Origin of the sequence: Exiguobacterium sp. 8A, from assembly GCF_902506275.1 — a bacterium.
In the GTDB taxonomy this organism is placed as follows: Bacteria; Bacillota; Bacilli; order Exiguobacteriales; family Exiguobacteriaceae; genus Exiguobacterium; species Exiguobacterium profundum.
Window position 1 is genome coordinate 282502 of the sequence record NZ_LR733630.1, and the last position, 13017, is coordinate 295518.

The window sequence follows — 13017 nt, forward strand, 5'->3', positions numbered from 1 at the left end:
ACATGAATCCAAAAGCAGTAGAAAAGAATCCACTCGTAGGCGCAAAACCGTCACTCTATTCGTTGACGTTTCCAGAACTTGAGGCATGGGTGATCGAGGCAGGAGAAAAGGCATTCCGTGCGAAACAATTATATGATTGGATGTACGTCAAACGGGTCACGACTTTTGATGATATGACCAACGTTCCGAAAGCGCTTCGCGACAAATTAGAGGCATCGTTCCAATTGACGACGTTAAAAGAATTGGTCAAGCAGGAATCCCAAGACGGCACAATCAAGTTCTTGTTTGAACTTCAGGACGGGTACTCAATTGAAACGGTACTCATGCGTCACGAATACGGAAACTCGATTTGTGTCACGACACAAGTCGGTTGCCGGATCGGATGTACGTTCTGTGCCTCGACACTCGGTGGCTTGAAACGAAACTTAGAAGCCGGGGAAATCACAGCTCAAGTGCTCGACGTACAACGTGCATTAGACGCGACAGGAGAGCGCGTCGACTCTATCGTTGTCATGGGAATCGGCGAACCGTTCGATAACTACGATGAGTTAATGCGTTTCTTACGTACTGTCAACCATGACAATGGACTCAACATCGGAGCACGACACATCACGGTATCGACGAGTGGGATTGTTCCGAAGATTTACAAGTTTGCCGATGAAGGTATGCGAATCAACTTCGCCATTTCACTTCACGCACCGACGACGGAATTGCGTACCAAGCTCATGCCGATCAACCGTGCCTTTGACTTGGACAAGTTGATGGATGCGGTTCGTTATTACACAGAGAAGAGCGGACGTCGCATCACGTTTGAATATGGACTCTTTGGTGGTGTCAACGATACGGAAGAATATGCCCATCTCTTGGCAGACCTGTTAAAAGGAATCAAATGTCACGTCAACTTGATTCCCGTCAACCATGTACTCGAACGTGACTATGTACGGACACCGCGAGCTCAAATCTTTGCCTTCGAAAAAGTGCTCAAAGACCGCAATGTGAACGTGACAATCCGTCGCGAGCAAGGGTCGGACATCGATGCCGCTTGTGGACAGCTTCGAGCGAAGGAGCGCGAACAAGAAACGAGGTAATCAGAAAGATGGAATTAGCATTTCGAACAGATCGTGGACAAGTACGCACACAAAATGAAGATGCAGTTTTAATCTTAGGTGATGCCATAACCGGGATTGCCCTGGTTGCAGACGGAATGGGTGGGCATGCAGCGGGAGAGGTTGCGAGTCAAATCGTGATTGAAGAGTTTAGACGGGCGTTCCCGTCTCTCCCGACAACCCCTGTCGAAATCGAACGATGGTTCCGCCACCACATCGATTTGGCGAACGATCAAGTGTTGCAATTTGCGAAGCAGTCCAATCTTGTCATGATGGGAACGACTGTGGCAGCTGTTTGTTGGAATGAAGAGACGGTGGTCATCGTCCATATCGGAGATAGTCGCGTCTATGCGCTCCAGGCGAATGAGTTAAGACGTCTTACGGAGGACCATTCTTACGTCAATGTGCTCAAACAACTTGGTGAATTGACGGAAGAAGAGATGCGGGTTCATCCGAAACGAAATGTCATCACCCGGGCAATCGGTTCAAGCGAACAAGTCGAACCTGACGTGCAAGTGCTCGCTGACCCTGAGTTTGATGTGATTTTAATTTGTACGGATGGATTGACGACACACATGACCGATGTGGCGATTCAACACGTATTACAACAAACGGCATCCGCCGAACAAAAAGCGGAGCAACTCATTGCAGAAGCCAATCAATTGGGAGGGAGCGACAATATCACGGTCGCCCTCGTTCAATTCACAGATAGAAAGAGAGGATGAATCCGATGCGAAGCGGAGAACGAATCAACGATCGTTATCGGATCGAACAACAAATCGGCAGCGGAGGAATGGCAAATGTCTACCGGGCTCATGACGAGATCTTAAACCGAACCGTCGCCATCAAGGTGTTGCGATCTGAATTCTCACATAACGAACAATTTATACGTCGGTTCGAGCGAGAAGCCCATGCGGCTACGAGTCTGAACCATCCAAACATCGTGGCGATCTATGACGTCGGCGATGAAGAAGATTTGTACTATATCGTCATGGAACACGTCGATGGGGTGACGTTAAAACAATACTTGCAAGAGGAATACATATCTGTCGATGAAGCGCTACGCATCATGGGACAGATTTGTGATGCGATTGACCATGCCCATGCGAATCGAATCATTCACCGTGATATCAAGCCGCAGAACATGATGATTGATCAGCACGGTAACGTGAAGGTGACTGATTTTGGGATTGCCGTGGCGATGTCGAATGCGACGTTGACGCATACGATGTCTGTGCTGGGCTCGGTCCATTATTTCTCACCTGAGCAAGCACGCGGTAAATTTGCTGATGAAAAGTCAGATATTTATTCGCTCGGTGCCGTACTGTACGAATTGTTGACAGGTCGTGTCCCGTTCATTGGCGAGACACCGGTCGCCGTTGCGCTTCAACATCTGCAAGATGACCCGATTCGACCGATGGACTTGAATCCGAATATTCCACAGGCACTCGAAAACTGCGTCATACAAGCATTGTCGAAGTCACCAGGTGCCCGTCATGTTTCGGTCGCAGCCTTTAAGAAAGACTGCATGACGGCATTAAGCCGTGAACGCGCCAATGAGCCGAGACGTGTTCCGGCCAGTCAGGATGAGTTCGATCAAACGCTCGTCATGAAACCGGTCATACCTGAAGAAAAACCAGAGACGCCAGTAACACCGACTCCGGTCACAGCGTCTAGTGAGCAAGAACCTGAAGCGGTGACTCCAGTCAAAAAGAAGAAACGCAAATGGTGGATTTGGATTTTACTCGTGTTGATCCTGATTGGAGGGAGCATTGCGGCATACGTGGTCGCCGATGAAATGTCACGAGCCGTCGTTCCGGATGTCGTTGGAATGAGTATCGGAGATGCCACTTCTGAACTTGAGAATGCCGATTTCGTCGTCGAAGTGACGGAGCGGGCGAGCGATGACGTCGAAGAAGGTGAGGTCATTTCGCAAAACCCACAAGAAGGGCGTAAACCAAAACGAGGCACGACGGTGACCATCGTCGTTTCGGCCGGGAAAGAAACCGTCGAAATGCCGAATGTGGAGGGATTGTCCCAAACAGCAGCTGAACGCATGTTAAAAGATCTGGCGTTCAGTGACCTTGAAATCAAAACAGAAGCTTCGGAAACAGTCGCTAGCGGAGATGTGATTTCGCAATCGCTCGACCCAGGCGAGGAGGTCGTTCCTTCAGAAGTGACGGTGACGCTCGTCGTGTCGACAGGAAGCAACAAAGTCGAACTGTCGAATCTCGCGGGATATACGTTTGACGAGGCATCGACTTATGCCGATCAAAACAAGTTAAAAATCGTGAGACGGGATGAGTTTTCGACAAGTGTTCCTAAAGGTCAAATCATCCGTCAACTTCCAACGGCGGGTACGGCAGTCGATCCGGGAACGGAACTTACGGTCATCGTATCGGAAGGGGTTGAACCGACGGACGTCTCCATCGAACGTGAAGTGAGCGTCGAAGTCGAGCAACCGGAAAAAGACAAGAAACCGAAAGCCGTGGAGGTCGTGATTCGTACGGTCGATGCGCGTGGTGAAATTGAAGTGTTACGGGATAAAATCACAGAGACGACAACATACTCGTATACGCTCGTCATTGCTCCGGACGAAGTCGGGACCGCAACGATTGAAGTCGATGGTGAGATCGTCCGAACGGATTCAGTCACATATGCACAGGCCAAAGAGGCACAATAAAGAGGTGACGGTGTCGTCACCTCTTTTTTAAGGGAGGTAGTCATATTGAAAGGAACGATTATTCGTTTACAAGGCGGGTTTTATGATGTGATGACCGAGTCGAATCAAGAGATTCGGTGTCGGGCGAGAGGGAATTTTCGGAAACGAAACATCTCACCTGTCGTCGGCGATGACGTTGTCATTCAAGATCAAGAAGATGGGACAGGCTATATTTTAGAGGTGGAGGAACGTCAAAACCATCTCGTCCGCCCACCAATCGCCAACATCGATCAGGCATTTCTACTTTTTTCTGTGAAAGAACCGGCGTTTTCTTATCATTTGCTTGACCGATTCCTCGTATTGATCGAATCCAAACAGATTCATCCAATCATCGTGTTAACGAAGATGGACCTACTCAGTGAAGAAGAGACCGGACCGATTCAAGAAGCGGTCGCCCGCTATCGTGCCATCGGATATGACGTGATTGAAACGTCGACGGAGCTTTCGGATGGGGTCGATCAAGTACGGGGACTCTTCAAAGAGAAGACGAGCGTGTTTGCCGGTCAAACAGGTGTCGGGAAGAGTTCGCTTTTAAACGCAGTCGCGCCTGAACTCGAATTGGCCACAGGGAAAATTTCCAAATCACTCGGTCGTGGGAAACATACGACGCGTCACGTCACGCTCATTCAATTGGCCGACGGGCTTGTGGCGGATACGCCAGGATTTTCTAGTCTCGAGTTTCCTCAAGAACTCGAGGCGGATGAACTAAGATGGTGCTTCCCAGAATTTGTGGAACGTCACGACGATTGCAAGTTCCGGGGATGCGTCCATATCAATGAACCGGGCTGTGCCATTAAACAAGCCGTAGAAGATGGCAAAGTTGCTTCAACTCGTTATGAGAATTATGTTACCTTTATGGAGGAGTTAAACGATCGTAAACGGAGGTATTGACAGATGATTAAAATCGCACCATCAATTTTAGCAGCCGACTTTGCCAATTTGGAGGCTGAAGTGAAAGCCGTTCAAGATGCGGGGGCGGATTATATCCATTTTGACGTGATGGATGGGCAGTTCGTGCCGAACATCTCGATTGGGCTACCAGTCCTCGCAAGCTTGCGCAAAAAATCAGACATGGTTCTCGATGTGCATTTGATGATTGATCAACCGGAACGCTATGTCGAAGATTTCGTCAAGGCGGGGGCAGACATTGTGACTGTTCACGTGGAAGCAACGAACCATTTACATCGAGTCTTGCAGCAAATCAAAGCGGCAGGGGCGAAATGTGGGGTCGTCTTGAACCCGCACACACCGCTCTCTACGATTGAACATATCCTTCAAGATGTCGATATGGTATTGCTCATGACCGTCAATCCAGGGTTTGGTGGACAAGCGTTCATTGAATCCGTCGTACCGAAAATCTCGGCGCTCAGTCAGCTTCGCAAAGACCGTCAGCTCGATTTTGAAATTGAGATTGATGGTGGTGTCAACGAAGAGACGGCGAAACGTTGCATTGATGCAGGGGCAGATGTCCTAGTTGCCGGTTCGGCCATTTACAATCAACCGGATTATAAAGCAGCCATTGATAGCATTCGTGGCGCATCTCGTGTATAATCGACGGTAGAACAACAAGATAGAGTCGCAAGGGGTGTCACATGAAGTGGCTGAGAGGCATACGCTAACCCTTTGAACCTGTTCCGTTCACACGGACGTAGGGATGTGGCGAAAATGCACGTTGCGAATCCAAGCAGCATGGCGTTTACGTCATGCTGCTTTTTGTCGTTCACACAATAAAGGAGGAAGAAAGATGAAATCACGTTTTAAATTACAAGCACTCATCGAAATTTCATTGTTCGCAGCGCTTGGGCTAGTTTTTGATTTACTCATCCCATATCGTTTGCCACAAGGGGGATCAATCAGTCTGGCGATGCTCCCAATCTTTGTGATGGCGTTTCGTCACGGATTGAAAGGGGGACTTGCGACTGGTGCGCTCGTCGGGACGCTTCAACTCTTGTTCGGAGCCTATATCTTTACGCCAGTTCAGTTCTTGCTCGATTATACGGTCGCGTACGGACTTGTCGGCGTGGCCGGCGTCTTTGCCGGACGTGTGAAACAGGCCGCTGGTCAAGGCGCGACGAAGACGCTCGCTACCTATTTGGTGCTCGGCGCATTGATCGGGTCGGCGTTGCGTTATGCGGCTCACGTCATCTCAGGGATTGTCTTTTTCGCTGAGTATGCGGAGGGTCCGGTCGTGGCTTATTCACTTGGCTATAACGCAACTTATATGGTTCCGTCATTTGTCATCTCAGCCATCGTATTAGTCTTACTCTTCACGACAGCTCCGCGATTCACGCGTGTCGCGACACGGGACATTCGTCAATGAACATCTTGATCGTCGCGGCGAGTCCGGAACCTATTCCGGACTTACCGCGTGATGCCGATTTTGTCATCGGTGTCGATGGCGGATATCAGAGATTATTAGATGAAGGGATTGATGTCGACGTCGTGGTCGGGGACTTTGATTCGTTTGTCGGAACACCGCCTGAGGAAGCGCTACGTTATCCATCTGAAAAGGATGTGACCGACCTCGAGATTGCGCTTCAGTTGGCAATCGATCGGGGGGCGACCCAGATGGACGTGTACGGGGCACTCGGTGGTCGAGTTGATATGACGTTCGCGAACGTCGGTCTACTCGAATCGTATCCGGGGATGGTTCTTCATGGGACGGGTCAAACGATTTTTCTCGCTCGGCCAGGAAGTTATGAGATTAAAAAACTAGATGAACATTACTTGTCTTTCATGCCTTGGAAAACCGCCACGATTTCAATTGATGGCGTCAAATATCCACTCGAGCGTCATCCGGTCCATAGCGCGCAAGCGTTGACCATTTCAAATGAATGGAGCGAAGAGATTGCCTTGTTGACGGTTCATGAAGGAATGACCCTCGTTATGCTCGTCAAAAAATAAGCAAAAAAAATCCCATCGGCGAATGCCGCTGGGATTTATTCGTTCGTGTATAAGTATTATACGCGTTCAACGAGACCTGATTTAAGTGCGCGAGCTGAAACCCAAACGCGTTTCGGTTTACCGTCAACGAGAATACGAACTTTTTGTACGTTTACACCCCAAGTACGTTTTGTCTTGTTGAGTGCGTGCGAACGGTTGTTACCTGATTTAGGTGATTTACCTGTTACGTAGCATTTACGTGCCATGCGTTTCCCCTCCTTTTTTATGTGGGTTCGTCCTAATAGACACTCGTTTATATTAGCACGGCTTTTTTCCCGATGCAACTAGAAAATCATACCATGACAAGAAAAAAACTTGACATTACTCTCAAGGATTTGAATAATGAATGAGGTTATCGCGTTAATTGACCGAGATTCTGGAGCAGGTTCTTTTAATAACTAGGTACTTATTGTAGAATGTACATTAGGAATCATTCCGAATAAAGGAGGCTACTCCATATGGCAATTGAAATGAAGACAACATATGGCAATATTGACATCACAAGTGACGTCATCGCGACACTCGCAGGTGGTGCGGCGATGGAATGCTTCGGTGTGGTCGGCATGGCTTCACAGGCACAATTGAAAGACGGCATTGCTGAATTGTTAAAACGTGAAAATTACGCGCGTGGTGTCGTCGTACGTCAAGAGGATGAGGACGTACATATCGACATGCACATCATTGTAAGCTACGGGACGAAAGTATCTGAAGTCGCATACAACGTGCAAAGCCGAGTGAAATATACGCTCGGAGAAACTTTAGGATTAAACGTTTCGTCGGTAAATATATTCGTTCAAGGCGTTCGTCTGACGAATGACTGACGAAAACGGAGGAGGATTTGGTGTGGGTTTAAATCGTTTAGATGGCGTGGCGCTCTCAAACATGATCGCAAACGGAGCGGCCAACTTGAGCCAAAACGCAGATTATGTAGATTCGCTTAACGTTTTCCCGGTTCCAGACGGAGACACGGGAACGAACATGAACTTGACGATGACGTCAGGTGCGAAAGAAGTAGCAGCCATGAACTCATCTGATATCGCAGAGGTATCATCAAAGTTCGCTCGTGGACTCCTGATGGGAGCACGTGGAAACTCAGGCGTTATTTTAAGCCAATTGTTCCGCGGCTTCGGGAAAGCCGTTGAAGGTAAGACGGAACTCACGACAGTTGATTTTGCAGAAGCGCTCAAACGCGGTGTCGACACGGCATACAAGGCGGTTATGAAACCGGTTGAAGGAACGATTTTAACGGTTGCTCGTGAAGCGGCTGATGAAGCGCTCCTTGCGTCTGAGTCGACAAGTGATTTCACAGAGTTCATGAAACGTGTCATCGTCGAAGCAAAAGCTTCGTTAGACCGTACACCGGACTTGTTACCGGTGTTAAAAGAAGTCGGGGTCGTCGACTCAGGTGGTCAAGGACTTCTCGTCATTTACGAAGGATTCCTTGCGAGTCTTGAAGGAAAAGAACTCGAAAAACCACATACTCCAGTGATGGATGCATTGATTGAAGCAGAACACCATGCGCATGCGGCGCAAGGATTCATGTCAACAGAAGATATCGAATTCGGTTACTGTACGGAAATCATGGTCCGTTTCCAAGAGGACAAGTTGAAAGATGCACCGTTCAACGAAGATGCATTCCGAAACGAGTTGTCTGAACTCGGGGACTCTCTTCTTGTCGTCGCGGACGAGGAGCTCTTGAAAGTCCACGTTCACGTCGAGACGCCAGGTGAGGTCATCACGAAAGGTCAGCGCTTCGGTGAACTTGTCGCAGTCAAAATTGAGAACATGCGTCAACAACACTCGACGATTCTTGAAGAAGAACACGGTGCCAACCAACACGGTGTTCAACAAGCGGAGAAGCCGAAAGCACCATTTGCCATCGTAACGGTCGCAATGGGTGAAGGCGTCAGCGAACTGTTCCGTTCACTCGGGGCGGCCCACGTCATCGAAGGTGGTCAGACGATGAACCCGTCGACGGAAGATATCGTCAAGGCGATTGAATCGGCACATGCGGAACACGTCTTCATCTTCCCGAACAACTCCAACATCATCATGGCGGCTGAACAAGCGGCGTCTGTCGCACCGTGCGGCGTGTCGGTCATTCCGACGAAGACCGTCCCACAAGGTCTTGCGGCAGCCATCGCATTCAATCCTGAAGCGGATGTCGAGATGAATGAACAAGCGATGAAAGCGGCAGCAGCGACAGTGAAGTCCGGTCAAGTGACGTACGCTGTTCGTGATACGAGCATCGATGGCGTTGAAATCAAAAAAGATGAGCACATGGCGATTGCTGAGAAGAAAATCGTTTCTTCGTCTCCATCGAGCTTAGAAGCGGCTAAACGATTAGTCGATGCGCTCATCGACGCAGACGACGAAATCGTCACGATCTTAACAGGAGAAGGCTCTTCTGCATCGGACGTAGAAGCGTTGACGTCATATATCGAATCGGTGAACGACGAGATTGAAATTGAAGTTCACGACGGTAAACAACCGCTTTACTCTTATATTTTTAGTGTGGAATAAGCTGTTTCGAATCCCTACCTTCTGTATAATGAAGGTAGGGATTTTTGAAAGGGGGAAAAATTGATGAAATATCGTAGTGTGTTTGACATTATTGGCCCGGTCATGGTCGGACCGTCGAGTTCGCATACAGCAGGTGCTGCCCGCATCGGCTTGATGGCTGGTAAGTTGTTCGGGAGAACGCCGCGTACCGCGCACATCACATTTTATGGGTCGTTTGCTGACACGTATCGCGGACACGGTACGGATGTGGCCATCGTCGGTGGAATCATGGGATTCGATACATTCGATCTGAGAATCCCACAAGCGTTAGACATCGCCCGTGAAAAAGGGATCGAGGTCATTTTTGAGACGAGTGATCTGTTGACGGATCACCCGAATACGGCCCGGGTCTTACTCGAAGATGAATTGGGCACATTTGAGATTGTCGGGATCTCAATCGGCGGGGGAACGATTGAAATTACCGAACTGAACGGATTCCCGTTGAAACTGACAGGTGGGGGGCCTGCACTCGTCGTCTTGCACCATGATCGATTCGGGGCCATCGCGGCTGTGACCGGTGTGTTGGCGAATCACCAATTAAACATTGGTCATATGGAAGTGAGCCGCCATGAAAAAGGGATGCAGGCGTTGATGGCGATTGAGATTGATGAGACCATTCCTGCGGAAGTGTTAGCAGAGCTGGAACGGTTACCGCAAATCGAACGGATAGCTATTTTTGGGGAATGAGGAGAATGTGTGATGTTTAAATCAGTAGAGGAATTAGTGACGATTGCAACAGAACGGAATATCCCGATTTCTGAAGTGATGATTGAGCAAGAGATGCACGTCAGACGCGCCAGTCGCGAGGACATCATCGGGATGATGGACCGAAATCTTGAGGTGATGGAAGAAGCGGTCGAACGTGCACTCCAAGGTGTCACGTCGGTTACGGGATTGACGGGTAATGATGCCGTACTCATGCAAGAGTATATTCGTTCGGGCAAGTCGCTCGCTGGGGATCTCATTTTAGATGCGGTGTCGAAAGCGATCGGGACGAACGAAGTGAACGCAGCGATGGGACGAATCTGTGCGACACCGACAGCGGGGAGCGCGGGCGTCGTACCGGGGACATTGTTTGCAGTAAAAGATCGCCTTGAAATGGACCGCGACGCGATGATCCGTTACTTGTTCACGTCAGGTGCGTTCGGATTCGTCGTGGCGAACAACGCCTCGATTTCAGGGGCGGCTGGTGGATGTCAGGCCGAGGTCGGGTCGGCGACGGGCATGGCAGCCGCGGCCATCGTTGAAGCAGCTGGCGGGACACCGGACCAGTCGGCTACGGCATTTGCGATCGCCCTAAAAAATATGCTCGGTCTCGTCTGTGATCCTGTGGCGGGGCTGGTGGAAGTTCCATGCGTCAAGCGAAACGCCATGGGCGGTGCCAACGCTATTGTCGCAGCAGATATGGCGCTCGCGGGGATTACCTCACGTATTCCTTGTGACGAGGTCATCTCGGCGATGCATGAAGTTGGCCAAATGATGCCGACGGCCTTAAAAGAAACCGCTAAAGGTGGACTTGCCAATACACCGACGGCTCGTCGCCTCGAACGAAATATATTTGGAGCGAAAGAAGATGCAAAACAATGATCAACTGACGACGCTGAAAGGGGTCGGGCCAGAGATGGCCAAAAAGTTAGAAGTGATGGGACTTGTTCGAATCGAGGACGTGCTTGAGCACGTCCCGTTTCGTTATGAGAATTATAATAGTGGGACGGTGACGACGGCTGTGCACGGCGACCTCGTCAAATGGAGCGGGACAGTCCAAGGCGAACCGCTCGTTCGTTACTATAGTAAAGGGAAAAATCGTCTCCAGTTCCGGTTGTTACTCGAAGACCGATACGCCGTCCAAGTGACGATGTTCAACCGTGCCTTCTATAAAGAAAAATTGGTGATTGGGGAGACGGTGACGGTCAAAGGGAAATGGGACATGAACCGGATGACGATCAGCGCGACCGACCTTGAATTTGGTGCCCCGTCAGGCGGACTGCAACCGATTTATTCATTGCGTGCCGGACTGACACAAAAGAATTTCAGTAGAATCGTTAAACTCGCTTTTGAGCAGGTGAACGATCTGCCCGAACAGGTCCCGCATACTATTCGCGACCGATATCGATTAGTTGACCGGATGACGATGCTTCGTGGGATGCATTTCCCGGATACGGTTGAGACCTATAAACTGGCGAGACGAAGCTATGTCTATGAAGAGTGTCTCATGTATCAGTTAAAATTACAGGCGTTTCGTAAAATGGAGCGGTCAGGAAACGGTCGGGCCCTTCACCTCGATAAGCATCAATTGAATGAATTCGTCAAACGGCTCGCATTCCCGTTAACAGGAGCCCAGACACGGGTCATCCGTGAAATCGTATCTGACCTTGAAAAACCAGAACGGATGAACCGATTGTTACAAGGGGATGTCGGGAGCGGGAAGACCGTCGTTGCCGCGATTGCCTTGTATGCGACTGTAACGGCCGGGTATCAAGGGGCCTTGATGGTGCCAACAGAAATCCTTGCCGAACAACATGCGACATCGTTACAGGAATTATTTGAACCGTTTGGCATCACGATTGCCCTCCTGACGAGCTCAGTGAAAGGGAAGGCGCGCGAAGCGCTTCTGACGGCAATTCGATCGGGTAACGTCGACATCATCGTCGGGACGCACGCGCTCATCCAAGGACCGGTCGAATTTTCGAATCTACATTTGGCGATCACGGACGAACAGCACAGGTTTGGTGTCGAACAGCGGAAGAAGCTACGAGACAAGGCCGAATTCGCCGACGTATTATATATGACCGCGACGCCGATTCCGAGGACGCTTGCCATCAGTGCGTTCGGAGAGATGGATGTCTCCACGATTGATGAGATGCCAAAAGGACGAAAGCCGATTGAAACGTATTGGGCGAAACATGATCAAATCGATCGTGTGCATGCAATGGTCGATCGTGAACTCGCACTCGGCCGTCAAGCGTATGTGATTGCACCTCTCATCGAGGAGTCGGATACATTAGAAGTGGAGAGTGCGACGGCACTGTATGAGCTATTGAAAGAACGCTTCTCGAACTATGGCGTTGGCCTGATGCATGGGAAGCTATCGAGTACAGAAAAAGACGAGGTTATGAAATCATTCGCCGATAACGCGACACAGATTCTCGTCTCCACAACAGTCGTCGAGGTAGGGGTGAACGTCCCGAACGCCTCTCTAATCATCATTCATGATGCCGAACGTTTCGGTCTCGCGCAATTACACCAGTTGAGAGGGCGTGTCGGTCGTGGTGCGCATCAATCATTCTGCATCCTGGTAGGAGACCCGAAATCGGATGTCGGGAAAGTCCGTTTGAAGACGATGACGGAAACGAACGATGGCTTTGTATTGGCAGAGAAAGATTTAGAGTTGCGTGGGGCTGGTGATTTCTTTGGAACCGCACAGAGCGGTCTCCCGAGTTTCCGTGTCGCCGATCCCGTTCTCGATTTGAAAGTGATGGAAGTGGCCATGCAAGATGCCGTGAAACTTCTCGGAAGCGACACATTTTGGCATGACGCCCAGTATGAAGGGTTACGTGGCTATTTGAAACAACTCGACCTTCTCGTTGGGGAAAGGTTAGAATAGTACTTGAAAATGACGACTAAAGAATATATACTGCTATTAGTACCAGGTATTAAGTTCTTTAGCGATTAGTTTAGGAGGGA

Annotated in this window: 13 protein-coding genes and 1 riboswitch; of the genes, 12 read left to right on the forward strand and 1 reads right to left on the reverse strand. The window is 49.7% G+C overall.

The window, feature by feature from the left end:
* Positions 1-2: 2 nt before the first annotated feature.
* From rlmN to GVY42_RS01450, 7 genes are all read left to right on the forward strand, one after another.
* Entirely contained in the window at positions 3-1088 is a 1086-nt protein-coding gene (gene rlmN / locus GVY42_RS01420) for a 23S rRNA (adenine(2503)-C(2))-methyltransferase RlmN (RefSeq protein ID WP_015881342.1), read from the forward strand.
* Between the two features lie 8 nt (positions 1089-1096).
* Positions 1097-1831: a Stp1/IreP family PP2C-type Ser/Thr phosphatase gene (locus tag GVY42_RS01425; RefSeq protein ID WP_074037291.1), complete on the forward strand. Its 735-nt coding sequence runs from the start codon at positions 1097-1099 to the stop codon at positions 1829-1831.
* Between the two features lie 5 nt (positions 1832-1836).
* Positions 1837-3789, forward strand: coding sequence for a Stk1 family PASTA domain-containing Ser/Thr kinase (gene pknB, locus GVY42_RS01430; protein WP_159563629.1), 1953 nt, complete (start codon positions 1837-1839; stop codon positions 3787-3789).
* A gap of 42 nt (positions 3790-3831) precedes the next feature.
* Positions 3832-4719, forward strand: a complete 888-nt coding sequence (gene rsgA / locus GVY42_RS01435; protein ID WP_159563630.1) for a ribosome small subunit-dependent GTPase A — start codon at positions 3832-3834, stop codon at positions 4717-4719.
* A 3-nt stretch (positions 4720-4722) separates the two neighbouring features.
* On the forward strand, positions 4723-5379 hold the full coding sequence (gene rpe / locus GVY42_RS01440; protein ID WP_015881346.1) for a ribulose-phosphate 3-epimerase: 657 nt from the start codon (positions 4723-4725) through the stop codon (positions 5377-5379).
* A 20-nt stretch (positions 5380-5399) separates the two neighbouring features.
* A riboswitch (TPP riboswitch) is annotated at positions 5400-5500 on the forward strand.
* A gap of 72 nt (positions 5501-5572) precedes the next feature.
* A complete protein-coding gene (thiT, locus tag GVY42_RS01445; RefSeq protein ID WP_031421608.1) occupies positions 5573-6148 on the forward strand; it encodes an energy-coupled thiamine transporter ThiT in 576 nt (191 codons plus the stop codon).
* A complete protein-coding gene (locus GVY42_RS01450) occupies positions 6145-6732 on the forward strand; it encodes a thiamine diphosphokinase (protein ID WP_159562073.1) in 588 nt (195 codons plus the stop codon). Before thiT ends, GVY42_RS01450 begins: the two co-directional genes overlap by 4 nt.
* A gap of 56 nt (positions 6733-6788) precedes the next feature.
* On the opposite strand, the gene rpmB is transcribed toward GVY42_RS01450, so the two are convergent.
* Positions 6789-6977, reverse strand: a complete 189-nt coding sequence (rpmB, locus tag GVY42_RS01455) for a 50S ribosomal protein L28 (RefSeq protein WP_015881349.1) — start codon at positions 6975-6977, stop codon at positions 6789-6791.
* Between the two features lie 252 nt (positions 6978-7229).
* Here rpmB and GVY42_RS01460 point away from each other — a divergent pair, with 252 nt between their 5' ends.
* From GVY42_RS01460 to recG, 5 genes are all read left to right on the forward strand, one after another.
* Positions 7230-7592: an Asp23/Gls24 family envelope stress response protein gene (locus tag GVY42_RS01460; protein ID WP_015881350.1), complete on the forward strand. Its 363-nt coding sequence runs from the start codon at positions 7230-7232 to the stop codon at positions 7590-7592.
* A gap of 22 nt (positions 7593-7614) precedes the next feature.
* Positions 7615-9294 (forward strand): DAK2 domain-containing protein, encoded by a 1680-nt coding sequence (locus GVY42_RS01465; RefSeq protein ID WP_201302241.1) that lies wholly within the window; start codon positions 7615-7617, stop codon positions 9292-9294.
* Between the two features lie 63 nt (positions 9295-9357).
* The gene (sdaAB, locus tag GVY42_RS01470; RefSeq protein WP_078146679.1) at positions 9358-10020 is read left to right on the forward strand and encodes an L-serine ammonia-lyase, iron-sulfur-dependent subunit beta; all 663 of its coding nucleotides are present in this window, start codon (positions 9358-9360) and stop codon (positions 10018-10020) included.
* A gap of 12 nt (positions 10021-10032) precedes the next feature.
* Positions 10033-10920, forward strand: coding sequence for an L-serine ammonia-lyase, iron-sulfur-dependent, subunit alpha (gene sdaAA / locus GVY42_RS01475; protein WP_074037281.1), 888 nt, complete (start codon positions 10033-10035; stop codon positions 10918-10920).
* Positions 10907-12937, forward strand: coding sequence for an ATP-dependent DNA helicase RecG (recG, locus tag GVY42_RS01480; RefSeq protein WP_159562074.1), 2031 nt, complete (start codon positions 10907-10909; stop codon positions 12935-12937). Before sdaAA ends, recG begins: the two co-directional genes overlap by 14 nt.
* Positions 12938-13017 lie beyond the last annotated feature (80 nt).